Genomic DNA, 26,651 nt, shown 5'->3' on the forward strand with positions numbered 1-26,651 from the left:
CGAAGTGATGCCAACGTTCACCGTCCTTGCTCTGCTGGGTAGCGCCCAGCCTGCCAGCACCGCCCGCACGGTGTGGATGATCGTCGCTGCGCTGGTCCTTGCCGCGGTGCTGGTAATCGGCAGCCGCCGGCTGTGGTTGCCTGCGTTGCTGAGGCGCCTGCCGCGGACGCCGCCGGTACACGAAGGAGACGACCACCTGAAGCTGGCCCTGTGGGCTTCGAGCGAGGTGTTCTGGGACTACGACCTGGTCCAGCGCCGCCTGCACCACATGCGGACCGACGAACCCTCCCCGTCCAGCAGCGCCATCACCATGCTCACCCGCGTGGGCGAGGTGCCGTCGATCCATCCGCACGACCTGCCACTGGTGATCCAGCGTCTGCGCAACCACCTGCGTGGCCAGGCGCCGCTGTTCACCTCCGAACACCGCATGGACATGGCCGGCAACGGCAGCTGGGCCTGGGTGCGCGCGCGCGGCCGGGTGGTCGAATCGGATGGCACCGGGCGCGCCCTGCGCCTGGCCGGCACCGCCCGTGACATCACCGCCAGCCGCAAGGCCGAATACGAACACCGCGTCGCCAGCGAGGTCATGCGCAGCATGAGCGAAGCGGTGGCAGTGCTGGATTCGGAATACCGCTTCATCACGGTCAACCCATCCTTCAGCCGCATGACCGGCTACGACGGCGCCGAAGTCGCCGGCCAGCCGCTGGCCCTGCTGGACAGCCGCAAGAACGCCGGCGACAGCACCTCGCGCCTGAGCAACCGGCTGCAGCACGACGGCCGCTGGTCCGGCGAAGCCTGGAAAGCGCGCAAGGACGGCGAGGAAATCCTCTGCCGGATCGAAACCAACGTGGTACCCGATGCCAGCGGGCAGCAGCTGATGGTGGTGCTGGTGCTGAACGACATCACCGAGCAGAAGCGCGTCGAACAGGAACTGCGCTACCTGGCCAACTACGACACCCTGACCAGCCTGCCCAACCGCTCGCTGCTGTCCGAACGGCTGTCGCGCGCGGTGGTCCGCGCCCGTCGCGAACGCAGCCGGGTGGCGGTGCTGTTCATCGACCTGGACCGCTTCAAGGACATCAACGATTCCCTGGGGCACGCCACCGGCGATCGCATCCTGCGCGCCGCCGCCGCACGCGTGCAGCAGACCGTCGGCGCACAACACACCGTCGCGCGACTGAGCGGCGACGAATTCACCGTCGTGCTGGAAGCCATCGCCTCGCTGGCCGAAGCCGAACGCGTGGCCGAACGCGTCATCCAGGCCTTCACCCAGCCCCTGTCCTTCAGCGAAGGGCTGGAGCTGGCGGTCTCACCCTCGATCGGCATCAGCGTGTACCCGGACCACGCCCAGGTGCCGACCGAACTGCTCAAGCATGCCGACACCGCCATGTACCAGGCCAAGGCTGCCGGCCGCCACACCTGGGCCGTGTATTCGGAGGCGATGGACGAAAAGACGCGCCATCGCGCGATCCTGGCCAGCGCGCTGCGCCGCGCGCTGGAACGCAACGAATTGCGCGTGGTCTACCAGCCACGCCTGTCACTGCACGACCAGCAGATCATCGGCACCGAAGCACTGCTGCGCTGGGAAAGCCGCGAGCTGGGCGAAATCTCCCCGGCCCAGTTCATCCCGCTGGCCGAGGAAAGCGGGCTGATCGTGGACATCGGCATCTGGGCCCTGCGCCAGGCCTGCCAGACCCTGCGCGACTGGCACAACGCCGGCCTGGAGGAACTCAGCATGGCGGTGAACGTCTCGTCCCTGCAGCTGCAACGTGGCGACCTGGCCGACGTGGTCGCACGGGTCCTGGCCGAAACCGGCATCGATGCCGCGCGCCTGGAGCTGGAGCTCACCGAAAGCGTGCTGATGGCCAACCCCGAGCAGAGCAGCAGCGAGCTGCGCGCCTGCCGCGCGCTGGGCGTGTCGATCGCGATCGACGATTTCGGCACCGGCTATTCATCGCTGGCCTACCTGAAGCGCCTGCCGCTGACCACGCTGAAGATCGATCAGGAATTCGTGCGCGACATCGACCATGATATCGAGGACGAAGCCATCACCAGCGCCATCATCGCCATGGCACGTTCGCTGTCGCTGAACGTGGTGGCCGAGGGCGTGGAGACCGTCGCGCAGATGGCCTTCCTGCAGCAACGCGGCTGCGACGAGATCCAGGGCCACTACGTCTCGCGTGCGCTGGAACCCAACCAGTGCCTGGATTTCATCCGCGCTTACTACCCCCGTTCCGACCTGTTCGCCAGCATCTGAACAACACCCGCGCGCGGCCGCTCCCGCGCGCTTGACCGGCCGCCACGCGCGTGCCTATCGTGCCGCCCATGGACCCTTCCGATGCGATCGAACAGCTCCGCGCCCTGGCCTCACGCCTGCAGGAGCTGGGCGACCGCTGCCAGCGTCTGACTGACGAGAACCGCAGCCTGCGCGCACAACAGGAGCAACTGGCTGGCGAGCGTTCGCAACTGCTGGCCAAGAACGAACTGGCCCGGTCGCGCGTGGAGGCCATGATCACGCGCCTGCGGTCACTGGAGCAGCACACGTGAGCAGCAACGAAGCGGTCAACGTCCACATCCTGGATCGTGAATACACCATCGGTGTCGAACCCGGCGAACGCGGCAGCCTGATGGCTGCAGCCAGGCTGCTGGATACGCGCATGCGTGAAGTCCGCGGCGCGCACCGCCTGGCCTCGGCCGACCGCATCGCGGTCCTGGCCGCGCTGAATCTCGCCCATGAACTGCAGCAACTGCGTGACCAGCAGGCCGCGCAGGACAACGAGCTGACACGCACGCTGGGCGACCTGCACCGCCGCCTGGATGGCTGGCTCGAACCACGCTGACGCCAGCTTCGTCCTGAACCGTGCCGACAAACGGACTAGGCAGGAAACGATGCGCCGCTATACTGGCCGCACATCCTCTGCTGTGAGCGACAGCGTCAAAACATTCGCCTTGTCCCTTAATGACGACAACGGGGCATCGACGGAAGCCGGGAGCGCAAGTCCGCCTTAGTAGCGGGAAGCCCGATGGCCCCCAAGGTGTCCCACTTGAACCCCGGGTTCAAGGTCGTTTCGAAGCATCGCCATTGGCGGAGGATGTCTTGAATCTTCTAGAATGCCGCGCCCTGCACCAGGACGCGGCATTCTTTTTTCCATGAGCGAAAACGACGCCCGCACCCTCCTGCGGCGCAGCCTGCGCCAACGACGCCGGGACCTGCCCGCCGCCCAGCGCATCGCTGGCGCCGAAGCACTGGCCAGGCAGCTGTTCGCATTGCCATTTCTGCCCGACAGAGGTTACGTCGCCGGCTATTGGGCGATGGACGGAGAAATCGGCCTGCATGCCTTCCAGCTGAAACTGCCCGCCGGCCTGGTGTATTGCCTACCGGTGCTGCATGGCGAAGAGCTACGCTTTGCGCCCTGGCGCGCCGGCGATGGCCTGGTGACCAACCGCTTCGGTATTCCCGAACCGGACGTATCGCCCTCCTCTGCACTGGAGCCCGAACAGATGGCGCTGGTGGTGATGCCGTTGGTGGGCTTCGACGACCAAGGCCACCGGCTGGGCATGGGCGGCGGCTGGTACGACCGCAGCTTCGCGTTCCGCCATGCCGCCGCCGCGCCGCCATGGCTGGTCGGCGCCGGTTTCGAGGCGCAGCGCACCGAACCCCTGGACGTGCAGCCCTGGGACGTGCGACCCGACGCCATTTGCACCGAATCCAACACCTTGATGGCCCAACGATGAGCACGCGCACCCGCTACTGGCTGATGAAGTCCGAACCCGAGGACTTCTCCATCGACGATCTTGCGCGCGTGGGCACCGAGCCGTGGACCGGCGTGCGCAACTACCAGGCGCGCAACTTCATGAAGGACGGTATGCAGGTCGGCGACGGCGTGCTGTTCTACCACTCCAATACCGAGGTGCCGGGCATCTACGGCATCGCCCGCGTGGCCAGCACGCCGTACCCAGACCCGACCCAGTTCCAGAAGAAATCCAAATACTTCGACGAGAAGGCCACGCCTGAACAGCCACGCTGGTTCCTGGTGGACGTGGCCTTCGAGCGCAAGCTCAATGCAGGCATTTCGCTGAACGCCATCCGCGAACATGCCGAGGCGCTGGGCGAGGACTTCGCCCTGATCCGCAAGGGCACGCGCCTGTCGGTGCTGCCGGTGAGCACGGCGCAGTGGAAGCTGCTGCTGGCACTCGAATCCAAATAATCGCCCCCACTTTCCATCCCACTTCCAATCGAGCATCCCATGTCCGAAGCCAAGCGCCTGGCCGCCGAAAAAGCCATCGAGTTCGTTGAAGACGGCATGACCGTCGGCGTGGGCACCGGCTCGACCGTGGCCTATTTCATCGATGCGCTGGGCCGCGACCCGGGCCGGATCAAGGCGGCGGTGTCCAGCTCCGAGCAGAGCACCGCGCGCCTGCGCGCGCACGGCATCGAAGTGATGGACCTCAACCACAGCGGCAACCTGTCGCTGTATGTGGATGGCGCCGACGAGTGCGACCCGAACAAGTACCTGATCAAGGGCGGCGGCGCGGCGCTCACGCGCGAGAAGATCATCGCCCAGGCCAGCGCCAAGTTCGTCTGCATCGTCGATCCGAGCAAGCAGGTGCCGGTGCTGGGCAGGTTCCCGCTGCCGGTGGAAGTGATCCCGATGGCGCGCAGCCTGGTCGCGCGTGAAATCCTGGCCATGACCGGCGGCCAGCCGGTGTGGCGCGATGGCGTGACCACCGACAATGGCAACGTGATCCTGGACGTGCACAACCTGGCAATCACCGACCCGGTGGCGATGGAAACCGCGCTCAACCAGATTCCCGGCGTGGTCGCGGTCGGCCTGTTCGCGCGTCGCCCGGCCGATGTGCTGATCATCGGCGGCGACACCGCACAGGTGCTTTGAGCCAGGCCCAAACACCGTCTGCCGTTCCTCCGTCACGCCCGCAGGAGTCCCCATGTCCGTACGCTTCGCTGCCCTCGTCACCCTGCTGCTGATCGGCCTCACGGCCTGCGCGCGCACGCCGTGGGTGGAACTGGACGGACACCGTTATTCGATCGAGATCGCCGACGACGAAACCGAACGCGCGCGCGGCCTGATGTTCCGCGACCAGATGGCGGCCGGTCACGGCATGTTGTTCATCCACGACGACGAGGAACCCATCGCCTACTGGATGAAGAACACCCACATCCCGCTGGACATCCTGTATTTCGACCACGACCTCAAGCTGGTCGGCGAGCAGCGTGACGTGCCGCCGTGCACTGCTGGCAACGCCTGCCCGTCGTATCCCAGCAACGCCCCGGCGATCTATGTGCTGGAACTCAATGCCGGCCAGGCCGCCCGGATCGGCCTGAAGAAGGGCGACACACTGAAGGTCGATTCCAGGGTGACGCTGAAGGCCAAGTCGAACTAAGCAGAGCGATCATGGTGTCGTTCGCCGTTCCCACGAACCAACCGCCAGGACACGCCCCCGCTCGACCGCGCCCAGCGCACCTCCGGGGCTTGATCGCCCGCGCGAATCGCTGCAGTCTTGGGCCATGGACGATCGACTGATACTGCCAGAATGGAGTTCGTTGGCCAGCCAGGCCGGTGACGACACCCTGCCGCTGCTGGGGACCGCGCTGCTGATTGCGCGCGACGAATATCCAGACCTGGATGCGGATCTGTATGACACGCTGGTCCAGAGCCACGCCGAACACCTGCGCCACGAGACCGACATGATCGAGTCCTGGCCGCTGAAGATGGCGGCCATCAACCGGCACCTGTTCGAGGAGCTGGGCTACGCCGGGGACCACGACGAGTATTACGACCCGCGCAACAGTTACATCAACGAGGTCTTCGAACGCCGGCTCGGCAATCCGATCTCGCTGGCCATGGTCCAGATCGAGGTTGCGCGCCGGTTGGGCGTGCCGCTGGACGGGGTGTCCTTCCCGGGGCATTTCCTGGTCCGCCTGCCGGTGGACGACGGCATCCTGGTGATGGACCCGTTCAACGGCGGCCGCCCGCTGGGTGCCGATGAACTGCGCGAACGCGCCAAGCCACACCTGGGCGGCGATGTGCCCGACGACAACGCGCTGCTGCAGATCCTGGACCCGGCGCCACACCGCGCCATCCTGGTGCGCGTGCTGCGCAACCTGCACGGCGTCTACGCCGAACGCGGGGAGTGGGACCGCGCGGCGCGCAGTGCCGACCGCGTGCTCAAACTGATCCCCGACCAGCCCGACGCACTGCGCGACCGGGGGCTTGCTTACCTGAAGATGGATCATCGCAAAGGCGCGCTGACCGATCTGGGCAGGTACCTGCACCTGGCGCCGTCCGCGGCGGATGTCGAAGCGATACGCGACCAGTTGGTCGGATTGAGCACCAGGCCAATGCGCATGCATTGAGGCACGGCTGCCCTCCGGGGCATGCAATCGACCGGACAGGGCTTATAGTCCCCAGGCGCAGGATGGTCGCCGCCGCCATCCATCCTGCGTGGTCGTCCATGGCCCTGGCCACGCGCGATGCTTCAGGAACCTGTGGCGGTCGCTCCAACGTGCGCCGCCGGAGGCCTACGTGTTCAAGCGTCTGTTACTGATCCTGATCGGCCTGGTCGTCGTGGGATTCGCAGGACTGCTGATCCTGGCCTATCGGCCGGCCATCGCGCCGATTGCGCCGCCGTCTGCCTCCAGCTTCCCCACCGAGCGCATCGCCCGCGGCAAGATCCTGGCCGGACTAGGCGACTGCGCCGTCTGCCACACCCGCAAGGATGGCCAGACCTATGCCGGCGGCTATCCGATGGAGACCGGCTTCGGCACGATCTATTCGAGCAACCTCACGCCAGACCCGGACACCGGCATCGGCCACTGGTCCGAGGCCGCCTTTGCCCGGGCCATGCGCCAGGGCGTCGCGCGCGATGGCTCGCACCTGTTCCCGGCCTTCCCCTATGACCATTTCAGCCTGGTCAATGATGAGGACATCGGGGACCTCTATGCGTATTTCATGAGCCTGGCACCGGTGAAGGCCGCCACCCCGCCCGTGGACATGCCCTTCCCGCTGAGCTGGCGGACGCTGCAAGCCGGATGGAAACTGCTGTTCTTCCATCCCAAGGCCTACGGTCCGCTGACCGCACCGGGCAAGAGCCCCGAGTGGGAGCGCGGCGCCTATCTGGCCGAGGGACTGGGACATTGCTCGGCCTGCCATAGCCCGCGCAATGCGCTGGGCGGTGAAAAAACCGGCGATGCACGCTATTCCGGCGCGCAGATCGACCGCTGGTATGCGCCGCCCCTGGCCGCGACCAATCCCACTCCGATCCCATGGACCGAGGACGAGTTGTACGGTTACCTGAGGACCGGGGCCACCGCATTGCACGGCTCCTCGGCCGGGCCGATGGCACCGGTGATCTACGAAGGCCTGCGCGAAGCGCCGGACAGCGACATCCGCGCGCTCGCGGTGTACTTCGCAGACCGGTTCGGGACAACGGGGCAGCAGTACACCCCGGATGCGCGCCTGTCCAAAGTCATGGACAGCAACAAGCTGGGCAGCGCCCATCAACCGCGGCAGGGCGCCAATCTGTTCAACGCGGCCTGCGCGTCATGCCATTACAACAGTGCGGCCGTGCCGACGCTGGTGCGGCCGGAACTGGGGCTCAGCAGCGCGCTGAACGCATCCGATCCCTCCTCCCTGATCCAGATCATCCTGCACGGCATCAACATCAAGGAAGGCGTGCCCGACACGATGATGCCCGGCTTCTCGCGGACCCTGGACGATGCACAGGTGGCCGAACTCGCCAGCTGGCTGCGCAGCACCCGCACCAGCCAGCCGCCATGGCAGGACCTGGAAGCCCAGGTCGCCAAGCTCCGCACCCTGCCCGCCTCCGCCGAAAGCCAGAAGTCATCCCAATGACCACCTTCCAACTCAATGGCAAGACCGTCACCGTCGATGCCGATGAAGACACCCCGCTGCTGTGGGCCATCCGCGACGATCTGGGCCTGACCGGGACCAAGTTCGGCTGCGGCATCGGCATGTGTGGCGCCTGTACGGTGCACGTCAACGGCCGTGCGATCCGCTCCTGCATCACCCCGGTCGATGCGGTCGACGGACAACAGGTCACCACCATCGAAGGCCTGTCGCCCACCGGTGAACACGCCTTGCAGCTCGCATGGATCCAGGCCCAGGTGCCGCAATGCGGCTACTGCCAGTCCGGCCAGATCATGCAGGCCGCGACCCTGCTGCACGACTATCCGGCACCAACCGATGCCGAGATCGACGCGGTCATGGCCGGCAGCCTGTGCCGGTGCATGGCGTATGTCCGCATCCGCAAGGCGATCAAGCTGGCCGCCACCGCACTCCAGTCATCCCCACAGGACACCGCCACCCATGAATGACTTCCGTCGTCTGCGTGCGGGTGCCGGTGGATTGCAGGGCACGCTGTCGCGCCGCAGCTTCCTGATCGGCGCCGCCGGCACCGGTTTCGTGATGGCCTTCGCCAAGGCTTCGCTGCTGGTCCCTGCGCCCGGTGCGGCCGACCAGGTCGTCGCCGCCCGGACGTTCGATCCCAACCTGTGGTTCCGGATCGACGCCGATGGCCAGATCACGGTCAACATCATCCGCGCCGAGATGGGCCAGCACGTGGGCACCGCGCTGGCCCGCATCCTGGCCGACGAGCTGGAAGCGGACTGGGCCAAGGTGCGCTTCGAACACGTGGACAGCGACCCGAAGTGGGGATTCATGGTCACCGGTGGCAGCTGGTCGGTGTGGCAGAGCTTCGAAGTCCTGAGCCAGGCCGGTGCAGCCGGGCGGACCGCGTTGATCGAAGAAGGCGCCAAGCTGCTGGGCGTCCCGGCCACGGCCTGCACCGCACGCAACAGCGCCGTGCATGCCGGCGCACGTTCCATCGACTACGCGCAGATCGTCCAGCGCGGCAATCTCAGCCGCAGCTGGAGCGCCGAGGAACTCAAGCAAATGCCGGTCCGGCCCGCGTCCGAACGTCGCCTGGTCGGGGTGGACACCCAGGCGCTGGACATCCCGGCCAAGACCAACGGCACCGCCATCTATGGCCTCGATGCACGCGTGGACGGCATGGTCCATGCCAGCCCGCGGATGCCGCCGACACGCAACGGGTCGCGCGTGACATCGGTCGACGATTCGCTGGCCAAGCAGGTCAAGGGCTACCAGGGCTACACCATCCTCAAGGACCCGTCCGAGAGCGTTCCGGGCTGGGTCGTCGCCTATGCCGACACCACCCACCGCGCCATGAAGGCCGCCGCGGCCTTGAAGGTCGAATGGAGTAGCGATGACACGGCCAGGACCTCGGAAAAGGACATCCAGGACCACGCCCGTACCCTGATCTCCGACCCCAAGGCCGGCGTGCGCGTGGTCGACATAGCCGGCGTGGAAGCTGCCATGGCGGCCGCCGCCTCCACCCTGGAAGCGGAATACACCACCGCCAGCGTGCTGCACTTCCAGCTGGAGCCGGTGAATGCGCTGGCCTTCCAGAAGGACGGCATCTGGGAACTGCATGCAGGCACCCAATGGCAGAGCCTGTCGCTGCCGCCCCTGGCCAAGGCACTGGGCGTGGCCGAGGACAAGGTGGTCCTGCGCAGCTACTTCCTCGGCGGCGGATTTGGCCGCCGGCTCAACGGTGACTACCTGATTCCCGCGGCACTGGCATCGCAGGCCATCGGCAAGCCGGTCAAGCTGACCCTGACCCGAGCGGATGACGTGAACTTCGACTCCTTCCGCTCACCTTCGGTGCAGCGCCTGAAGCTTGGCTTCAGCGCGGATGGAACGCCGGTGGCCATGCAGCACGATGCCTCCGCCGGCTGGCCCACCCAGGTGATGGCCGCGGCCTTCCTGGCCAAGGCGCCCGATGGCGGCGCCTATGATCCGTTCGCGATTGCCGGCGCGGACCACTGGTACACCGTGGGCAAGCACCGGGTGCGCGCCATTTCCAATGACCTGGCCAACCGGGCCTTCCGCCCGGGCTGGCTGCGCTCGGTGGGCCCAGGCTGGACCAACTGGGCGCTGGAGAGCTTCATGGACGAAGCCGCGCACAAGCTGGGCAAGGATCCGCTGCAATTCCGCCTGGACCTGCTGGACGGCAGCGGCGACAACGCGGGCAGTGCGCCGAATGCAGTCGGCGGCGCGCATCGCCAGGCGGCGGTGCTGCGGCGCGTGGCCGAGATCTCCGGGTGGGGCCAGCAGCAGCCGGCCGACACCGGCCTGGGCATCGCCACGACGTTCGGCCAGGAGCGTGGCATGCCCACCTGGGTGGCCTGCGTGGCGCGCGTGAAGGTCGAGCGCAGCAGCGGCCGGGTTGCACTGGAAAAACTCTGGGCAGTGGTCGATGCCGGCACCGTCGTCCATCCCGACGGCGCCCTGGCCCAGACCGAAGGCGGCATGCTCTGGGGCGCCAGCATGGCACTGCTGGAAGGCACGCAGTTCGAGAACGGCCGGCCACGCGACCTCAACCTCAACACCTACACGCCCCTGCGCATCGCCGACGTGCCGGAACTGCAGATCGAATTCCTGCCCAGCACCGAAACCTCGGTGGGCCTGGGCGAACCGGGGACCACCGTGGTCGCGCCGGCGATCGGCAATGCGATCTTTGCCGCGGTGGGCGCGCGCGTCCGCCACCTGCCCATCCGGGCCGACGACCTGCTTGAGGTGCTTGCAAAGCCGACCACCTGAAGCAGGTCCGTTACCGGCAGTGGTGGCGCTGCAGGCGCCCCATCAAGGTGGGGATGCCAGAACCCAGGCGGCGCGGATCAGCCGCCTGGGGCCGTCGCTAGGCCACCGGCGCCAGGTCGGGGCGGATCATCGCCATGGTCAGGCCCAGCGCGCCACGCCCGCGTTCAACCAGGAGCCGGCCTTCGGTGGCCATGTGCTGGCGGCGCGGCGCATCGGCCAGCAGCGATTCGAGCAGCTCGCCGACCTCTTCGGCGCTCTTGCCGATCTCGAGCGCGCCGGCTTCCTGCAGGCGACGCGAGATTTCGACGAAGTTATGCAGGTGCGGGCCGGTGACCATCGCCGTGCCCACCGCCGCCGGTTCCAGCAGGTTGTGCCCGCCGATCGCCTGCAGGCTGCCGCCGACGAAAGCTACGTCGGCACAGGCGTAGAACGCCATCAGCTCGCCCAGCGTATCCAGCACGAAGACCTGATCGCCTTCGCGCGGCCAGCCTGCGACGCTACGCCGACCCACCTGCCAGCCCGCGCCCTGGGCCAGCTCGGCGGCACGAGCGAAGCGCTCGGGATGGCGCGGCGCCCACAGCATCAACAAGTCGGGAAAACGCGCCAGCAGCTTGCGGTGGATTGCCACCACAGCGGCTTCTTCATCCGGATGGGTGCTGGCCGCGATCCACACCGGCCGCGCACCAACCTGGCCGCGGAACTGCGCGACCAATGCATCCAGGCCGGTCGGCGCAGCGATGTCGAACTTCAGGTTGCCGGTCTCGACGATGGCCTCCGGTGCCGCGCCCAGGTGCACGAAGCGTTGGCCATCGGCCACCGACTGCGCACCAATGCGATGCACGCTGGCGACCACACGCCGGATCAACGGCGCCAGCACCCGGTAGCCACGCAGCGAGCGCGCCGACAGCCGCGCGTTGAGGATATAGGTGCGGATGCCGCGCGCCCGGCAACCCAGCAGCAGGTTGGGCCACAGCTCGGTTTCCATCACCAGCGCCACGCCAGGGCGGAAATGCTTGAGGAAGCGCCCGACCGCGCCCGGCAGGTCGTACGGCGCGTAGACATGCAACACGCCATCGCCCCACAGCGCGCGCACGCGGTCCGAACCGGTCGGGGTGATGGTGGTGATGAGTAGCTTCAAGTGCGGATGGTCGCGGCGCAGCGCATCGACCACCGGCGCGGCGGCATTGACCTCGCCCACCGACACCGCGTGCACCCACACATCCACGTCGTGCGGCAGCCCGCTCCAGGCCGCGTAGCGCTCGCCCCAGCGCTGGAAATAGCCCGGAACGCGGAAGCCGCGCCAGATCAGGTGGTAGACCGTGGCCGGCGTCAGCACGTAGAGCACGGCCGAATACAGGGCACGCAACCAAATTTCAGTCAGGTCACGACGCATTGGTCGGCAAGGATACGAAAAAGGCAGCCGGCTACAATGGCCGCATGACTGATCGCCCTGCCGAAGCCGCGCCGCGCCAGGCCACCCCGTTCGATCCCGGCCCGCCACCGATGCAGCCTTCGACCTGGCTGACCTGGCTTGGGGTGGGCTTTTCCGCGCTGATCGCACGCCTGCCCTGGCCACTGCAGCGCGCGCTGGGCCGGCCGCTGGGCGCCTTGCTGAAAATCGCGCTGGGCTCACGTCGCAAGGTCGCCGCGCGCAACCTGGAGCTGTGCTTCCCGGACATGGCGCCTGCCGAACGCGCGCGCCTGCTGGACCATGCCTTCACCGCGCTGGGCACGGCGATGTTCGAGTTCTCGCGCGCCTGGTGGGGCGACGTGGCGCCGATGCGCAAGGACCTGCGCGTGGAAGGCCTGGAGCACCTGAAGGCCGCGCAGGCCGGCGGGCGCGGGGTGATCGTGATTTCCGGCCACTTCACCACACTGGAACTGTCCGCCCGGTTGATGTGCGACTACGCGCCGCTGGCCGGCATGTACCGCCCGCACGCGACCGGCGCGATGGAATGGGCGGTCAAGCGTGGCCGGCTGCGCTACGCCACCGCGATGTTCGGCCGCGAGGAACTGCGACCGGCGCTCAAGCACCTCAAGCAAGGCGGCCTGTTGTGGTTCGCACCAGACCAGGACACGCGCCGCGGCGACAGCGTGTTCGTGCCGTTCTTCGGCCGGCCGGCCTACAGCCTGACTTCCACCCACCAGCTGGCGCGACTGTCCGGCGCGGCGGTGATCGCCTTCGCCCATGTGCGTAGGCCCGATGGCGGCTACACGCTGCGGCTGTCGCCGCCGTTCGAAGATTTCCCATCCAAGGATGCGACCGCCGATACGGCGCGGGTGATGGCGGCGATCGAAGCAATGATCCGCGCAGTGCCCGAGCAGTACCTGTGGATCCATCGGCGCTTCAAGCGCCAGCCCGACGGCCGCGGCGCGCTGTACCGGTAAATCATCGGGGGCGCCCGATTGCAGGAGCGGCCCATGGCCGCGATGACGCTCTCCCGGTAAAGCCAATCGCGGCCATGGGCCGCTCCTACAGGTAAGGCGAAACTTCACCTTCCGGACGGGTCTTGAAGCGCCGGTGCCACCATAGGTACTGTGCCGGATGCTGGCGAATGACCGCTTCCAACTCGCGCATGTAGCGCGCGGCAAAGGCAACGGGATCGGTGCCGCTGGCCTCATCCCAGGGCGCATCGAACCGCACCCGGTAGCGACCATCCTCCAGCCGCTGGCACCAATGCGGCACGATCGCCACGCCCGCGCGGTGCGCCAGCTCCAGCGTGGTGGTCAGGGTCGCCGCCTGCACGCCGAAGAACGGCACGAAGGCGCTGTTGTAGGTGAAGTTCTGATCGGCCAGATAGACCACCATGCCGCCGCGCGACAAGACGCGCAGCAGGCCGCGTACATCCTTCTTGCCGATGACGGTGGCAAAGGCCGCGCGCCGGCCCTCCTGCATCATCCGTTCGCCGCAGTTGCCGCCCAGGCGCCGGACCATCCCATTCAGCGGTTCACCCAGCACCTCGCCCAGCAATCGCGCACCCAGGTCCAGGTGCGGGAAATGGGCCGTCAGCAGCAGCACACCGCGACCGTGTTCGCGCGCGGCCTGCAGGTGTTCCAGCCCTTCCACGTCGGCCATGCCGCGCAAGGCGGACGCAGGCGCGTACCAGGCCCGCGCCATTTCCAGCAAACCGGTGACGCTGTCGCGGGTGTTGGCGCGGACCAGCGCTTCGCGCGCCGCAGGGTCGAGCTCGGGAAAACACAGCGCCAAGTTGATCCGCGCGATGCGCCGACGCCCGGCCAGCAATGGCGTCAGCAGCCACGCCAGCACCGCCCCCAGCTGCAACAGGCGCGGTTGCGGCAACCGCGCGATGCCGCGGCAGGCCCAGCGCAGCGGTGCGGCCAACCAGCAGCTTGGCTCAGGGCGCGTCGGCATCGTGGCGGGCCAGCAGGCTGCCCGAGTACAGGGCAGCCAGCAGCAGCGACAACCCACCCCAGAAGGTGGAATAGAACGCCAGGTGCGTGTTGAACGGGAACACCGTCACCGCCAGCGCCAGCATCGCCGGACGCGCGCGGTCACGCGCCTCCATCGACGCATAGCGCCACGCGCGCCAGGCCAGCGCCGCGCCGGCCAGCCACAACAGCAAGCCGATCACGCCGGTTTCGGCCAGGATTTCCAGCACGATCTGGTGCGCATGCAGCGCCGGCCCATGGCCCCAGGCCGGTGCGACCGTCGGCGTTGGATCGCAGGCCGGGAAGACATCGCGGAAGTTGCGCACGCCCACGCCGTTGATGGGGTGTTCGGAAATCATGCAGCCCGCCGCCTGCCAGATGCGCGCGCGACCGGACAACGCGACGTCGACGCCGGTTTCGTCGGCGGCCATCGCCGCGGTGGTCAGCTGTACCCGGTGCGCCAGCTGCGGTGACACCAGTGCCATGCCGACCAGCAACACCGTGGCTGCGATGAACACGCCCAGCAGCTTCTTCCAGCCCAGCAAGCGCCAGCCGGAGAACAGCAGCACCAGCGCATAGGTGATCCAGGCCGCGCGCGCGCCCGCCAGAAGCACCACGATGCCCATCGCGGCGGCGGCGACCAGCCACCCAGCCAGGCCAAACTTCCGCCCTGCCGCGAACAACCCGAACGGCGACAGGCTGGCCAGCACCAGGCCCAGCTTGAGGTTGCACGGCCCGAGGAAACCACTGAGCCGGTCGACCGCGACGGTTGCCTCCACCGAGCACATCGGATGGCCACTGATGACCTGCTTGAGCGCATCGATGCCGAAGAACAGCGGGCTGGTGCCGGACACGACCTGCGCCAGTGCATCGAGCGTCCACACCGCCACGATGATCGCCAACCCACCGAAGGTGATGCGGCGGCCGCGCTCGTTGGCCACGGCCGAGGCCACCAGCCACAGGAACGGCAGATAGCGCAGGTCGGTGGCGGTATCGCCCCAGGCGCGGCCCCGGTCGACCGCATCGAAGGCCGAGATCAGTTCCGGCGCCCAATAGGCGAAGAACATCACGCTGGTCAGCGCCCAGGCTTGGTTGCTGAGCAGGCGGTCGCCGCCGCGGAAGCGACGCAGCACCAGCTGGAACAGCGCCGCCAGCGCACCCAGCACCAGCACGCCTTCGGCATAAGCCGGCGCCGGCCATAGCGCCACGAACAGCAGAATCCACGCCGGCGCCCAGCGCCAGCCATCGGCGCGCGGTGCAAGGCGGAGTTCGGCGGCGGGCGTGGTCATGGGGCGACGAGTTCCTGATAGAGCGACAACGTGGCGTCCTGCATCGCGGACAACGTATAGGGCATGGTAGCCGGCAACGATGGTGGTGATCCCAACAGTAGCCGCGCCGACGCTGCCAACGCATCGGCATCGAACGGCGGCACCGCGCCGGAAGGCTGCAGTTCGGCCAGCAGTTCGCCCACGCCGCCATGGGCCCAACCCAGCACCGGGCGACCGACCGACAGCGCTTCGATCACGGTCCGGCCGAACGATTCGGGCTTGCGCGAGAGCTGCAGCACCAGGTCGCTGGCCGCATACGCCTGCGCGATCTGCGCGGTGGGCGGGGTGAAGGCGACCGCACCGGTGATGCCCAGGCGCTCGGCCAGCTGTTCAAGCTCGCCGATGTAGGCCTCACGCCCCGCCTCACGTGCGCCGGGCAGCCATAGGCGTGCATCCAACCCTTCAGCGCGCAGCGTTGCGAGCAGCTGCAGGCCATCGGCATGGCCTTTCAGGCGGGTGCCACGCCCGGGCAGCAACAGCAGTGGACCAGCACCTGCGAGTTCCGGGAATTGTTCAACCACCTGCGCACGCATGCCGACATCAGGCCATGCCGCACGTGGGAATTGCGTGGGATCCAGTCCGCGCGGAATCACCCGCAGCCGCGCCGAATCGGTCTGCGGATAGTGCTGGAGCACGTAGCGACGCACGGTGTCGGAGACGCAGATCACCCGCTCGCCGCGGGTCATGATCGCGCTGTAGCGACCGGGCGAATTGAGCCCGTGCACGGTGGTGACGAAATGCGGCCGCGCCTCCACCGGCATACCGCGCAGCGCGCCCCAGCCGAGCCAGGCCGGCAATCGCGAACGGGCATGGACGATGTCGGGGCGCTCGCGTTCGAACAAGCGCCGCAGCGGCAGGATCCGGCCCAGGGTGCGCAGCGATTTGCGGCCGATGTCCAGGGTGACGTGTTGCGCGCCGGAGGCTTCCAGCATCGGCACCAGTCGTCCGCCCGCGGACACGACAATGGCGCGCTGACCGGCAGCGACCAGCGCGTTGGCGATTTCCAGGGTGGAACGCTCGACGCCACCGGACTGCAACGCCGGCAGCAGTTGCACCACCGTCAGACGGCGGCGCGCCAAAGTGCTGCGCTCAGTCGGCAAGGACGAAATGCGAACCGCAGTACGGGCAGTCCGCTTCGCCGTTGGGCGCGTCTTCGATCGGCAGGTAGACGCGCGGATGCGAGTTCCACAGCGCCATCGACGGCAGCGGGCAGCTCAGCGGCAGATCGGCACGGGAAACGGTGTAGCGCTTTTCGGCGTTGGCCGGTGCAGTGGCGGTTTGGCTCATGGCGATGGGGTTCTGACGCGGACCGTGAAGACTGCAGATTCTAGCAGCCAGGCCGCGGCGAGACCGCTCGAAAACCTGCGGTGGCCCACTGTCTCCTCAAATCCCCTCGCGCCCTCCCTGTAGAGCGGAGCTTGCTCCGCTGCTCTTGCGTTGGGTTCGTGAGAAAAGCTCCAGCGGAGCGAGCTCCGCTCTACAGGTGGGAGCCGCTTCAGTGGCGATGGGGCTACCCGAAAGACTTCATCGCCGACCACGGTGGTCCCACACAAGCCGGGCCCGCCTGCCAGCCGGCTCAGCGCGCCCCAAGCCAGGCGCGCAACGCCTGCTCCAGGCGCGCAATGCCTTCGGCCAGCTCCTCGCCGGTGATGTTCAACGCCGGCACGAAGCGCAGCACGTCCGGTCCGGCCTGCAGCAACAGCAAGCCATGGGCCGCGCACTGGTCGAGGATCGCGGCGGCTTGGCCGGCGTATTCCGGGCGCAGCACCGCGCCGACCATTAGGCCGCGGCCACGCACCTCGGAGAACAGGCCCAGCTCGGCGTCCAGCTTGGCCAGCGCGGCACGCAGGGCGACAGCCTGGTGTTCGACATTCTCGGCGATCGCGTCCGAGCCCAGCTTGGCCAGGGCCACGCGGGCCACGGCACTGGCCAGCGGATTGCCGCCGAAGGTGGTGCCGTGCGCACCGAACTGCATGGTCTCGGCCACGCGTGGACCGGCCAGCATCGCGCCGATCGGCATGCCGCCGCCGAGCGACTTGGCCAGGGTCACGATGTCCGGCGTGACGTCGTCCTGCCAGAAGGCGAACAACGTTCCGGTACGGCCCATGCCGGTCTGGATCTCGTCCAGCACCAGCAGTGCATCGTGCTGGCGACACAGCGCCTCGACGGCTTTCAGGTAGCCCGGCGCGGCCGGCACCACGCCACCTTCGCCCTGGATGGGCTCGAGCATCACCGCGGCGACATCGCCAGCCGCCATCGCCTGTTCCAGCGCGGGCAGATCGTTGAAATCGACGTAGCGGAAACCACCGGGCAGCGGCTCGTAGCCTTCCTGGTACTTGGGCTGCGCGGTCGCGGTGACCGTCGCCAGCGTGCGACCGTGGAAACTGCCGCGGAACGTGACGATGACGCGCTTGTCCGGGCTGCGCCCCTGGTCGGTGGCCCACTTGCGCACCAGCTTGATCGCGGCCTCGTTGGCCTCGGCGCCGGAGTTGCACAGGAACGCGCGGGTGGCGAAGCGCGAGGCTTCGACCAGTTCCTGCGACAGGCGCAGCGGCGGCTCGGTGTAGAAGATGTTGCTGGTGTGCCACAGCTTGCCGGCCTGTTCGACCAGCGCCGCCACCAGATCCGGATCGTTGTGACCCAGACCGCACACGGCGATGCCCGCCGACAGGTCCACGTACTCGCGGCCTTCGCTGTCCCAGACGCGCACGCCCTGGCCTCGCTCCAGCACCAGCTCGCGCTGGCGATAGACCGGCAGCGTGTAGCGTTTGGCAGAGGCGATGAGGTCGGAAGCGGCGGTCATGGCGGCGAACCTTGTGTGGGCGGGAAGCCGCGCATTGTCGCGCATCGCCGCCCTATGCGGTATCTGCCCCGCAGCTACTTGCCCAGTCGCTCAAGCGCGACATTCCCGTCGTAGTCCTCCGGCACCGTACCGCTGCATTCCCCGGGCCTTCGGTAGACGCAATACTCCTTGCTGGTGCAGCCCAGCAATGCATATTCGGGAGAAAGTGCACCCACGCCGGGAAGCGACAACACCGTATCGAATGCCCCGCGATAACGCATGGCTGCCCCACGATCTTCCGGCGTATTGAATAGGTAGATCGGAGTGTCGCGATGGTAATACACGTAATTGGCAGTCAATGGGTAAGGCGGCTGGTACAGCGCCAACCCGCAGGCTTTTGGATCCGCCCCTGCAAGCTGCATGGCTTCGATCAACGGACGGCCACTTTTCCAGAAGCGTTTCAGCGGACTGTGATATGCCAGCAGCCACGATGCCAGACACCAGAACGCAATCCCAATCAGCACATTTCTGCGTAGTTTTTGCTGATCACCATGCGCCCAGCGGAGCATCAGGTCGGCGCTTCCGATGGCAGCCAGCAGTACCAGCAACACCGCGCTCAACAGAATGAAGCGGTATTCCTTGTGGGGAATCAGCGAATGCGCCAGCACGTTCACCAACGCCACCGCGAGCAGCACCGGATATCGCCGGGCACCCAGGAAAATCAGCGGCACCAGCACAAGCGATGTGTACTTCCACAACCCGCCGATCTGCTGCAGATACCAGTACCAGGGCTCGGTCCCGAAGCTGGCGCTCTTCTTTTCGACCAGATTGATCCGGAAATTCTCGTAGATCCAGCGTAGCGGGGGATGCCCACCCACCAGTGCATCGACCACGGCATCCAATCCAAGCCCCAGCAACGCCCCGGCCACCAACCATGACCATGCACGCCAGCGAGCGCCACACGCCCACAGCGCCAGCACGGCAAGGGCCGGAGCAAGTTGAAAGCGGACGGAAAAACACAGTCCAAGCAGGATGCCAGCGGCCAGGTAGCTCATCCGCGAGCGTCGTTCCCTTTCACCAGTCAGCAGCAACGCGGCAGGCAGGAACAGTGCTACTGAAACCGGTTCGGACATGGCCCGCGAACTGAAGTACAGCAGCTCTGCCCAGGTCGCCATGACCAGACCCGCCATCGCCGCGTGAAGCCGCGAGAGTCGCAATCCCATCATTGTGGCGCTCACCACGATTGACAGTGACAACAACACGAGCAACAAACGCGGGAGCGTCAGGTACAACTGGCTACCTGGGTCGATGAGGTTGCCTAGCCACATCGGTCCGGCCAGCATCGCCGGAATCAACCAGGTGCGGATGCCATCGCGATATTCCCACGCCACGACCCAATGCCCGAACGCCAGGTGATAGGCCGGCTCCAAATACTGCCATACCTCATCGGGATGATGGAAATTGACCGGCAGCATCGCAAGCAATCGCAGTGCGAGCGCAAGCAACAACACCGCCACGGTCAAGCGGACTGGCGTGCACCATGCAAATTTCGAGTAATTAGGAACAGGCATCAACGATTACATCCATGCAATAAGAAAGTCGGGCCAATGACCCGGCCGGCGACTTAATCCACCGACTTACCTGTATCCCGGGCGGAGCATTCCCCTCCCAGAGGGTCCGGGCGAACATCATTACCCGCGTGCGTGGGCACATCGCAATTGACCGGCGGCGCAGCCTCGATCGCCACCTGGGCGCGCCCGCCTCCACCAGGGTAACGCTGCATCAGGAAGGTAGCAGCCGTCGGGCGTTGCGCGCCTTCCTGCGCATTCCCCGTTTCCAGCAGGCTCACGACGTGGCGATCACCCAGTACACCCGGTCGCATCTGGACCAGCGCGCCCGGATCAGTCGGCGCGGCACCACTGGCTGACGGTGGCAATGCATAGAACACGAAACCGTCGGGAATCATCCGCCATTTCAGCGAGCCGCGCCGCGCGCGCAGGAAGGTCTGCACCGCTACACGTCGTGGCGCGACACCAGGCACACGCACCAGACCCTGTGCCAGGACTAGCGCACTTTCACGGGTCAGGTCGTGCACGCCCCAGACCAGCAATGCGCAGCCCGCCGTACCGGCATGCCCTGCATTGCGGGCCAACTGTTGCGACAGCACTGGAACCGGATCACGTCCAACCAGCTCCAACGGCATCCATGCATGGATTGGCGTTCCTGGTGCCGCGTAATGCCCGTAGAAGTCCCGCGCCGCCAGCTCCCGGTAGGCAGGCGTGTCGGGGCCGAACTTGTAGGGTTGCATCACCGCAACCTCCTGCCCCGAACAGCCGGGCATCCCGGCAACGAACTGCGCCGAGTTGCGCCAGGTTTCGTTGCGTTCGATGAAGCGCCCGGACAGCAATGACAGATTCGCCGCCACCAGCAAAACCAGCAACGCCGCCATCGCCTGGCTGGTCCGCGTCAGCAGGCGGGGGCCTGCCGCGTCGTACAGCCACGCCAGCAGCACCCATGCAAATGGCGAGGCCGTCAGCAGGTTGCGCGCCGAATACGAAGGCGCGATCAGGTAGCTGATGACGATGCCACTGACGATCACCCCGAGCAGCACGAACACCGACAGCTGCGCAGCATCACGACCGCCACCGGGCACCCGCGATGCCAATGCCTTGCGACCACCTCGCCGTAGACGCCAAAGCGCAGCCAGCAGCAACAGGTTCACAGCCATCCCGGCAGCGGCAACGGCCAGATCGCGCTTGGCCATCCGGGTCTGGCCCCAGAAGAATTTCGCGCCCGTGTCGAACCATAGCCCGCCATGCACGTCCTGCGTGGTGGCGTGCAGCAGCACCCACACATAGGCCGCGTTGGCCGCCAGGATCAGCAGGCCAGCGACGACCACGGTGGCGCGCACGCGCAGGTCCGGGATCACCCACAGCAGCCAGGCCAGCACCATGCCGGCGCCGAGCAGCAAATAGGAATGGGTCAGCCCACCGACCAGGCCCAGCACGAACACCAGCAACAGGTGCCACACGGGGAAACGACGATCCGCATGCCAGCGATCCCGCAACGCCAGCGCGCTGGACAGCAGGCCCGCCGAAATCAGCATCGACAGCGTGTAGCTGCGCGCGTTCTGCGATTGTTCGAACCAGAACATCGACACCGACGGGGCCGCCAGCGCAAAACCGATCGCCGCCGGGCTGAAACGCCGCCACAGCGCCCGCGCGGTGACCGCCAGCGCCAGCACCGCGAACACCGCACTGGGCAGGCGCAGCCACCACTCGCCCGTGCCACCCAGCTTGCTCCAGCCATACAGGCCGAAGTAGTACAGCGGCGGATGGGTGTCGGTCAGTGCACGGCGCCAGACTTCCGCCAGGCCGCCGTCATGGCCGATCACGTGCAGCGTGAACAGCTCATCGGTCCAGAAGTTGCTGCGGTCCAGGCCGACGAAGGCGAACACGCAGGCGATCACGGCAACCAGCGCATAGGCGAGCGCGGGCCACCGCGTGGCTGGCGCGTCGTGTAAAGCAGGCTGCATAGGGTCGGATCAGTGCTCTTGGGTCGCCGATGCGGCGGCGGGTTCGGTGATCGACGGCGCCATCGTGACCTCGACCTCCGTCCCCCAGGCCGCCCGCTTGGCCAGATGATAGTTCCACACACCGGCGATCAACGCCCCGCCGATGCCGGCCACGAACCACGGCGCGCCGATCCACGCCGCGCCCACGCCCAGCGCTTCGCTCAGGATCGCGCCACTCAGGCAGGCCGCGTAGAACACCAGCAGGCCACGCAGCGCCGCCACGCCATGCAGGCGTCGGTCGCGGAAGGTCAGCAGGTTGTTGAGCGCGAAGTTCCAACTCATTGCCAGCCAGATCGCCACCAGCTGGGCCAGCCAGAACGGACGTCCCGTCCAGGTCGCCAGCGACAGCGTTGCCAGGTGCACGCCCAAGCCGCTGATGCCCACGCCAAAGAACAGCGCCATGCGCGCCGGCACCATTCCGCGTGTGGCTTTCTCGAACAGCTGCGCGCCCAGTTCCAGCACCACGCGCAGGTCCAGCTTCGAGGTGCCGCCGTTGCGCTCGCGCAACTGGGTCGGCACCTGCGAGACCTGCGGCCGGCGCGCACCCGAGGCCAGCACGTCGATCAGAATCTTGAACCCCAGTGCCGTCAGCTGCGGACGGACCTGCTGGTACCAGTTGCGGGTCATCAGGAAGCAGCCGCTCATGGGATCGGCCACCTTCAGGCCGAGCAGGAGGCGCGAGATGCCAGTGGTGATGCGACTGCCCACATGGCGCACCAGCCCAAGTCCCGACGCGGAGGATTCAAGGTAGCGGCTGGCGATCACCACCTCGCTACCCAAGGCCGCGGTATCGTCCAGCATCCGCGCGATCAGCTGCGGATCGTGCTGGCCATCACCGTCCATCAACGCCAAGGTGCGTCCGCGCGCCGCGTCCCAGCCAGCGACCGCTGCCGATGCCAACCCGCGACCGCCCTGCCGACGCAGCAACCGCACCCACGGGTGGGTCTGCGCATAGCCCTGCACCACCTGCGCGGTGCGATCATCGGTCGAATCATCCACCACGATGACTTCGTGCTGGCAATGCGCCAGCGCGCCATCCAGCTCGCGCAGGACACCGCCAATGGCTTCATGTTCGTTGAGGGTACAGATGACAACGGAGACTTCGGGAGCCGCCTCACGCCGGGGGATGCGCTGATCGAACGTCATGCAGATTCCAGAAAACTAGGCAAAAGGCACTCCAACGCCCGGCATCAAACCGCCGAACCTGTCATGCACCTGTGTCACGTGCACGGGTGTCGCTCTGGACAGCTCGTGCACATCGAAAGGACCGGATGCCAGCCTGGCTTTCCGGGAGCCGTGACTTTCGTCATGACCGCAGCGCAAGCTAAACCGTCCGGCGGCCCTGCGCTTGAATTGACTATAAATGCCTGTTCTGGAAGCCTTTTCCGTCAATGCGTGGCGGATTTTATCCGCGAAACGACACTATCTGCCACGGCCCGGCACCAAATCGTAGTTAAGTGTCGACTCTTCCGCTCACCACACGCCGGTGTTGGCCATCGAGGCCCACGGCTCGGCCGGTGGCAGCGCGCCGCCCTTCTGCAGCAGTTCGATGGAGATCAGGTCCGGGCTGCGGACGAAGGCCATGTGGCCGTCGCGCGGCGGCCGGTTGATGGTGATGCCCATCGCCTGCAGGTGCGCACAAGTAGCGTAGATATCGTCCACCTCGAAGGCCAGGTGGCCGAAGTTGCGGGCACTGCCGTAGTCCTCGACGCTACCGTCCTCGCCCGGCCAGTTGTAGGTCAGTTCGACCTCGGCTTCCGGGTTCTCCGGCGCGCCGAAATACACCAGGGTGTACCGACCCGCCTCGCTGTCCTTGCGCTGGGTCTGCTTCAAGCCCAGCCCTTCGGTGAAGAAGCGGGTGGTCGCGTCCAGGTCACGGACGCGGATCATGGTGTGCAGGTACTTCATCGTGGCAACAGGCTCCGATAAGGGAAGGATTCAGTCCAGGAACAAATCCGGCAGCAGCGGCTGGCTGGGATCGATGGCATAGCCGGACAGGTCGGTGACGCCGGCCGCGGCCAGCACTTCGTCGTCGATCAGGAACTGACCACTAAAGCCGGCCGCCGGCCGCACCAGCATCGCGTGCGCGGCATCGGCCATCACTTCGGGCGAGCGGCCATTGGCGGTACTCACGCCCGGGATCATGTTCAGCGCATCGGTGCCGATCAGGGTGCGCGGCCACAGCGCGTTGACCGCCACGCCCTGCGGGCCGAACTCGGCGGCCAGGCCCAGGGTGACCAGGCTCATGCCCATCTTGGCCAGGGTGTAGCCGGTGTGCGGACCCCACCACTTCGGGTCCAGCGACGGTGGCGGGCACAGGGTCAGGATGTGCGGATTGGGCGCGTTCAACAGGTGCGGCAGGCAGGCCTGCGCGCACAGGAAACTGCCGCGGCTGTTGACCTGCTGCATCAGGTCGAAGCGCTTCATCGGCGTGTCCAGCGCACCGCGCAGCCAGATCGCGCTGGCGTTGTTGACCAGGATGTCGATGCCGCCAAAGGTGTCGACCGTGGCGGATACCGCGGCGCGCACCTGGTCTTCCTCGCGGATGTCGCACTGCAGGGCCAGGCCCTTGCCGCCGGCATCGTTCACCGCCTGCGCGGCGGTGTGGATGGTGCCGGGCAACTTGGGATTGGGCACCGACGACTTGGCGGCGATGGCCACGTTGGCCCCGTCGCGCGCCGCGCGCAGGGCGATGGCCAGGCCGATGCCGCGCGAGGCACCGGTAATGAAGAGGGTCTTGCCTGACAATGTGGTCATGGACAGTGGTCCTGTGCGCGGAGGCACACGCGCCGGTCCGCTGGAGCGGCAAGTCTAACGGGCCGGACAGCCAGAGCTTCCTATAATGCGGCCGATGGATTCCTGGTTCGATGGACTGCTCGACTGGATCACCGCACATCCGGTCGCAGCCGGCGCGGTGGTGTTTCTCATTGCCCTGTCCGATTCACTGATCATCGTGGGCGCGATCGTGCCTGCGCTGCCACTGCTGATCGGCGTCGGCGTGCTGATCGGCTTGGGCGAACTCTCCGGGCCGTATGCGGTGCTCTGCGCGGCGCTGGGGGCGTTCGTCGGTGACGGCATCAGCTTCTGGGTGGGCCGGCGCTGGGGCACGCAGCTGCGCGGGCATTGGCCCTTCAGCAAATATCCGCAGTTCCTGGAACGCGGCGAACGCCTGTTCCGGCGCAACAGCCTCAAGGCGATCTTCGTGGCCCGCTATGTCGGGCCGATCCGCCCATTCGTCCCAGCCGTGGCCGGCATGGCGCACATGCCGCTGCGGCGCTACCTGCCGGCCAGCGCGGCCGCTGGACTGTCGTGGGGTCTCCTGTTCCTGCTGCCGGGCTGGGCGCTGGGCCATGCCTACGATGCCGTGGCCGCGGTCGCTGGACGCCTGGCGGTGGTGGTGGCGCTGTTGCTGGTGGTGCTCGCGCTGATCTGGGCGGTGGTGCTCTACACCTATCGCTGGTTCGCCGCCCATGCCGATGCGCTGCTGGCACGCGGATTGACCTGGTCGCGCGCGCACCCGGTGCTGGGGCGCTATTCGGTGGCGGTGTTCGACCCGAACCGGCGCGAAACCGTGTCACTGGCGGTCCTGGCGGTGGCACTGATGGTGGTGGCCTGGGTGCTGTTCGGCTTCCTGGCGCTGGTCGTGGGCCACGGCAAGCCACTGGCGCTGGACCTGTGGCTGTTCGAACTGATGCACAGCTTGCGCAATCCCTTGGCCGACCGTCCGCTGGCGGCGTTTGCCGCGCTGGGCGATGCCGACGTGCTCGCGCCCACCAGCCTGGCGGTGCTGGGCTACCTGGCCTGGCGCAAGCGTTGGCTAGCCGCGGGCCACTGGATCGCCGCTATCGCCTTCGGCCTGGCGTTGACCGCCTGGCTGGGCGTGATGATCGACATCCCCAAGCCACCGACGGTGGCCAGCGGCTTCGGCTTCCCCTCGATCGCCGTGACGATGACCACGATCATCTTCGGCTTCTTCGCGGTACTGATCGCCCGCGAACTGCCGGGGCGTGACCGGATCTGGCCATACCTGGTGGCCGGTGTGGTGGTCGCCACCATCGGCTTCGCGCGCGTGTACCTGGGCGCGCACTGGCTGAGTGATGTGGTCGGCGGCACCCTGCTCGGCGTGGTCTGGCTGCTGATCCTGGGCGTGGCCTATCGCCGCCGCACGAGCCGGTCGATGTGGATCAAGCCGCTGGCATGGATCTTCTACGGCGTGTTCGCCGCGGCGGCGCTGTGGCACGGGCCGCGCGCGGTGGATCGGATGCTGTCGCAGTTCGAAGCGCCGGTCACCAATGTCGCCCGACCGTTGGCTGACTGGTGGAGCGATGCCTGGCGCGCCCTGCCCGCCACCCGCAATGAATTCGACGACGAACAGCGCTGGCCGCTGGACGTGCAGGTCGCCGGCCCGCTGCAACCACTGGTACATCGCCTGGAGGCCGATGGCTGGCGCCTGCAGCCGCAGGCCGGCTGGGAACGCGCCCTGCAGCTGCTCAACAGCAACGTCCCGCCGCAGGAACATCCGGTGCTGCCGGCAACCCTGGACACCCACGCCGAAAGCCTGCTGATGCTCAAGCCTGGCCCGGCCCCGGACCAGCAGTACGCGCTGCGCCTGTGGGCCACGCCCATGCTATTGCAGCCCGATCAGACACCGCTGTGGATCGGTGGCGCGCAGACCCTGCGCCACCAGACCCTGTTCGGGCTGATTGCCCTGTGGCGGCCATTGCCCGATGCCGATGCCTCGCTGGATGTCCTGACCCATGCGGTGAAGGACCTGCCGCAGGCGACCTCGCCACATCCGGCCACCGGTTTGCCGGTGCTGCGCATGCGCACCGATCACCTTGGCCCCGGCCCAAGGACTCCGTTGCCTGCGCAGCCGTAGGGCGGGTCGCAACCCACCTTCCTTGGATTCAAAGGCC

The 26,651-nt window shown here is 67.1% G+C and carries 24 protein-coding genes and 1 other RNA gene; 14 read left to right on the forward strand and 11 right to left on the reverse strand.

What is annotated here, in order from left to right; all coding sequences use genetic code 11:
- The first annotated feature begins 7 nt into the window (after positions 1-7).
- The 12 genes from O8I58_RS07420 (at position 8) to O8I58_RS07475 (ending at position 10,661) form a co-directional block, all read left to right on the forward strand.
- On the forward strand, positions 8-2,257 hold the full coding sequence (locus O8I58_RS07420) for a putative bifunctional diguanylate cyclase/phosphodiesterase (RefSeq protein ID WP_298321890.1): 2,250 nt from the start codon (positions 8-10) through the stop codon (positions 2,255-2,257).
- Positions 2,258-2,325: 68 nt separating this feature from the next.
- On the forward strand, positions 2,326-2,547 hold the full coding sequence (locus O8I58_RS07425; RefSeq protein WP_298321892.1) for a TIGR02449 family protein: 222 nt from the start codon (positions 2,326-2,328) through the stop codon (positions 2,545-2,547).
- Positions 2,544-2,840 (forward strand): cell division protein ZapA, encoded by a 297-nt coding sequence (locus O8I58_RS07430; protein WP_298321894.1) that lies wholly within the window; start codon positions 2,544-2,546, stop codon positions 2,838-2,840. Before O8I58_RS07425 ends, O8I58_RS07430 begins: the two co-directional genes overlap by 4 nt.
- 71 nt (positions 2,841-2,911) lie before the next feature.
- Positions 2,912-3,096, forward strand: a non-coding RNA gene (ssrS, locus tag O8I58_RS07435) — 6S RNA.
- A 54-nt stretch (positions 3,097-3,150) separates the two neighbouring features.
- Entirely contained in the window at positions 3,151-3,735 is a 585-nt protein-coding gene (locus O8I58_RS07440) for a 5-formyltetrahydrofolate cyclo-ligase (RefSeq protein ID WP_298321896.1), read from the forward strand.
- Complete coding sequence (locus O8I58_RS07445; protein ID WP_298321898.1) at positions 3,732-4,208, forward strand: EVE domain-containing protein; 477 nt, start codon at positions 3,732-3,734, stop codon at positions 4,206-4,208. Before O8I58_RS07440 ends, O8I58_RS07445 begins: the two co-directional genes overlap by 4 nt.
- A 39-nt stretch (positions 4,209-4,247) precedes the next feature.
- Complete coding sequence (gene rpiA / locus O8I58_RS07450) at positions 4,248-4,895, forward strand: ribose-5-phosphate isomerase RpiA (RefSeq protein ID WP_298321900.1); 648 nt, start codon at positions 4,248-4,250, stop codon at positions 4,893-4,895.
- A 52-nt stretch (positions 4,896-4,947) separates the two neighbouring features.
- Complete coding sequence (locus O8I58_RS07455; RefSeq protein WP_298321902.1) at positions 4,948-5,403, forward strand: DUF192 domain-containing protein; 456 nt, start codon at positions 4,948-4,950, stop codon at positions 5,401-5,403.
- Positions 5,404-5,527: 124 nt separating this feature from the next.
- On the forward strand, positions 5,528-6,376 hold the full coding sequence (locus O8I58_RS07460) for a SirB1 family protein (RefSeq protein ID WP_298321904.1): 849 nt from the start codon (positions 5,528-5,530) through the stop codon (positions 6,374-6,376).
- 169 nt (positions 6,377-6,545) lie between these two features.
- The gene (locus O8I58_RS07465) at positions 6,546-7,874 is read left to right on the forward strand and encodes a cytochrome c (RefSeq protein ID WP_298321906.1); all 1,329 of its coding nucleotides are present in this window, start codon (positions 6,546-6,548) and stop codon (positions 7,872-7,874) included.
- A complete protein-coding gene (locus O8I58_RS07470; protein WP_298321907.1) occupies positions 7,871-8,356 on the forward strand; it encodes a (2Fe-2S)-binding protein in 486 nt (161 codons plus the stop codon). Before O8I58_RS07465 ends, O8I58_RS07470 begins: the two co-directional genes overlap by 4 nt.
- A complete protein-coding gene (locus tag O8I58_RS07475) occupies positions 8,349-10,661 on the forward strand; it encodes a xanthine dehydrogenase family protein molybdopterin-binding subunit (protein WP_298321909.1) in 2,313 nt (770 codons plus the stop codon). The genes O8I58_RS07470 and O8I58_RS07475 overlap by 8 nt, the downstream gene beginning before the upstream one ends.
- Positions 10,662-10,758: 97 nt before the next feature.
- Here the strand turns inward: O8I58_RS07475 and waaA are convergent, their stop codons facing one another.
- Entirely contained in the window at positions 10,759-12,054 is a 1,296-nt protein-coding gene (waaA, locus tag O8I58_RS07480) for a lipid IV(A) 3-deoxy-D-manno-octulosonic acid transferase (protein WP_298321911.1), read from the reverse strand.
- Positions 12,055-12,164: 110 nt separating this feature from the next.
- On the opposite strand from waaA, the gene lpxL reads away from it, so the two are divergent.
- Positions 12,165-13,049, forward strand: coding sequence for an LpxL/LpxP family Kdo(2)-lipid IV(A) lauroyl/palmitoleoyl acyltransferase (lpxL, locus tag O8I58_RS07485; RefSeq protein WP_298322830.1), 885 nt, complete (start codon positions 12,165-12,167; stop codon positions 13,047-13,049).
- A gap of 85 nt (positions 13,050-13,134) precedes the next feature.
- On the opposite strand, the gene O8I58_RS07490 is transcribed toward lpxL, so the two are convergent.
- The 10 genes from O8I58_RS07490 to O8I58_RS07535 all read right to left on the reverse strand — a co-directional run bounded on the left by O8I58_RS07490 (position 13,135) and on the right by O8I58_RS07535 (position 24,492).
- Positions 13,135-14,034: a lysophospholipid acyltransferase family protein gene (locus O8I58_RS07490; protein ID WP_298321913.1), complete on the reverse strand. Its 900-nt coding sequence runs from the start codon at positions 14,032-14,034 to the stop codon at positions 13,135-13,137.
- Positions 14,018-15,340 carry an O-antigen ligase family protein gene (locus O8I58_RS07495; RefSeq protein WP_298321915.1) on the reverse strand — a complete coding sequence of 441 codons (1,323 nt, stop codon included), beginning with the start codon at positions 15,338-15,340 and terminating at the stop codon, positions 14,018-14,020. Before O8I58_RS07495 ends, O8I58_RS07490 begins: the two co-directional genes overlap by 17 nt.
- The gene (locus tag O8I58_RS07500) at positions 15,337-16,458 is read right to left on the reverse strand and encodes a glycosyltransferase (protein WP_298321918.1); all 1,122 of its coding nucleotides are present in this window, start codon (positions 16,456-16,458) and stop codon (positions 15,337-15,339) included. Before O8I58_RS07500 ends, O8I58_RS07495 begins: the two co-directional genes overlap by 4 nt.
- Before the next feature lie 10 nt (positions 16,459-16,468).
- Complete coding sequence (locus O8I58_RS07505; protein ID WP_298321920.1) at positions 16,469-16,666, reverse strand: zinc-finger domain-containing protein; 198 nt, start codon at positions 16,664-16,666, stop codon at positions 16,469-16,471.
- A gap of 289 nt (positions 16,667-16,955) precedes the next feature.
- Positions 16,956-18,182, reverse strand: coding sequence for an acetylornithine transaminase (locus tag O8I58_RS07510; protein ID WP_298321922.1), 1,227 nt, complete (start codon positions 18,180-18,182; stop codon positions 16,956-16,958).
- 74 nt (positions 18,183-18,256) lie between these two features.
- A complete protein-coding gene (locus O8I58_RS07515; protein ID WP_298322832.1) occupies positions 18,257-19,678 on the reverse strand; it encodes a glycosyltransferase family protein in 1,422 nt (473 codons plus the stop codon).
- Positions 19,679-19,785: 107 nt separating this feature from the next.
- Complete coding sequence (locus O8I58_RS07520; RefSeq protein ID WP_298321924.1) at positions 19,786-21,696, reverse strand: glycosyltransferase family 39 protein; 1,911 nt, start codon at positions 21,694-21,696, stop codon at positions 19,786-19,788.
- A gap of 9 nt (positions 21,697-21,705) precedes the next feature.
- Complete coding sequence (locus O8I58_RS07525) at positions 21,706-22,881, reverse strand: glycosyltransferase (RefSeq protein ID WP_298321926.1); 1,176 nt, start codon at positions 22,879-22,881, stop codon at positions 21,706-21,708.
- 327 nt (positions 22,882-23,208) lie between these two features.
- Positions 23,209-23,643: a VOC family protein gene (locus O8I58_RS07530; protein WP_298321928.1), complete on the reverse strand. Its 435-nt coding sequence runs from the start codon at positions 23,641-23,643 to the stop codon at positions 23,209-23,211.
- Between the two features lie 30 nt (positions 23,644-23,673).
- Complete coding sequence (locus O8I58_RS07535; RefSeq protein WP_298321930.1) at positions 23,674-24,492, reverse strand: SDR family oxidoreductase; 819 nt, start codon at positions 24,490-24,492, stop codon at positions 23,674-23,676.
- 94 nt (positions 24,493-24,586) lie between these two features.
- Here O8I58_RS07535 and O8I58_RS07540 point away from each other — a divergent pair, with 94 nt between their 5' ends.
- Entirely contained in the window at positions 24,587-26,614 is a 2,028-nt protein-coding gene (locus tag O8I58_RS07540) for a bifunctional DedA family/phosphatase PAP2 family protein (RefSeq protein WP_298321932.1), read from the forward strand.
- The last annotated feature ends 37 nt before the right edge of the window (positions 26,615-26,651 follow it).

The organism is Pseudoxanthomonas sp. (assembly GCF_027498035.1).
Classification (GTDB): Bacteria; Pseudomonadota; Gammaproteobacteria; order Xanthomonadales; family Xanthomonadaceae; genus Pseudoxanthomonas_A.

What these genes read in the sequence shown, in the direction of transcription:
- O8I58_RS07420 (WP_298321890.1), top strand. Translation starts at nt 8, where the DNA reads ATGCCAACGTTCACCGTCCTTGCTCTGCTGGGTAGCGCCCAGCCTGCC.
- O8I58_RS07425 (WP_298321892.1), top strand. Translation starts at nt 2,326, where the DNA reads ATGGACCCTTCCGATGCGATCGAACAGCTCCGCGCCCTGGCCTCACGC.
- O8I58_RS07440 (WP_298321896.1), top strand. Translation starts at nt 3,151, where the DNA reads ATGAGCGAAAACGACGCCCGCACCCTCCTGCGGCGCAGCCTGCGCCAA.
- O8I58_RS07445 (WP_298321898.1), top strand. Translation starts at nt 3,732, where the DNA reads ATGAGCACGCGCACCCGCTACTGGCTGATGAAGTCCGAACCCGAGGAC.
- rpiA (WP_298321900.1), top strand. Translation starts at nt 4,248, where the DNA reads ATGTCCGAAGCCAAGCGCCTGGCCGCCGAAAAAGCCATCGAGTTCGTT.
- O8I58_RS07455 (WP_298321902.1), top strand. Translation starts at nt 4,948, where the DNA reads ATGTCCGTACGCTTCGCTGCCCTCGTCACCCTGCTGCTGATCGGCCTC.
- O8I58_RS07460 (WP_298321904.1), top strand. Translation starts at nt 5,528, where the DNA reads ATGGACGATCGACTGATACTGCCAGAATGGAGTTCGTTGGCCAGCCAG.
- O8I58_RS07470 (WP_298321907.1), top strand. Translation starts at nt 7,871, where the DNA reads ATGACCACCTTCCAACTCAATGGCAAGACCGTCACCGTCGATGCCGAT.
- O8I58_RS07475 (WP_298321909.1), top strand. Translation starts at nt 8,349, where the DNA reads ATGAATGACTTCCGTCGTCTGCGTGCGGGTGCCGGTGGATTGCAGGGC.
- waaA (WP_298321911.1), bottom strand. Translation starts at nt 12,054, where the DNA reads ATGCGTCGTGACCTGACTGAAATTTGGTTGCGTGCCCTGTATTCGGCC.
- lpxL (WP_298322830.1), top strand. Translation starts at nt 12,165, where the DNA reads ATGCAGCCTTCGACCTGGCTGACCTGGCTTGGGGTGGGCTTTTCCGCG.
- O8I58_RS07490 (WP_298321913.1), bottom strand. Translation starts at nt 14,034, where the DNA reads ATGCCGACGCGCCCTGAGCCAAGCTGCTGGTTGGCCGCACCGCTGCGC.
- O8I58_RS07495 (WP_298321915.1), bottom strand. Translation starts at nt 15,340, where the DNA reads ATGACCACGCCCGCCGCCGAACTCCGCCTTGCACCGCGCGCCGATGGC.
- O8I58_RS07505 (WP_298321920.1), bottom strand. Translation starts at nt 16,666, where the DNA reads ATGAGCCAAACCGCCACTGCACCGGCCAACGCCGAAAAGCGCTACACC.
- O8I58_RS07510 (WP_298321922.1), bottom strand. Translation starts at nt 18,182, where the DNA reads ATGACCGCCGCTTCCGACCTCATCGCCTCTGCCAAACGCTACACGCTG.
- O8I58_RS07520 (WP_298321924.1), bottom strand. Translation starts at nt 21,696, where the DNA reads ATGCAGCCTGCTTTACACGACGCGCCAGCCACGCGGTGGCCCGCGCTC.
- O8I58_RS07525 (WP_298321926.1), bottom strand. Translation starts at nt 22,881, where the DNA reads ATGACGTTCGATCAGCGCATCCCCCGGCGTGAGGCGGCTCCCGAAGTC.
- O8I58_RS07530 (WP_298321928.1), bottom strand. Translation starts at nt 23,643, where the DNA reads ATGAAGTACCTGCACACCATGATCCGCGTCCGTGACCTGGACGCGACC.
- O8I58_RS07535 (WP_298321930.1), bottom strand. Translation starts at nt 24,492, where the DNA reads ATGACCACATTGTCAGGCAAGACCCTCTTCATTACCGGTGCCTCGCGC.
- O8I58_RS07540 (WP_298321932.1), top strand. Translation starts at nt 24,587, where the DNA reads ATGGATTCCTGGTTCGATGGACTGCTCGACTGGATCACCGCACATCCG.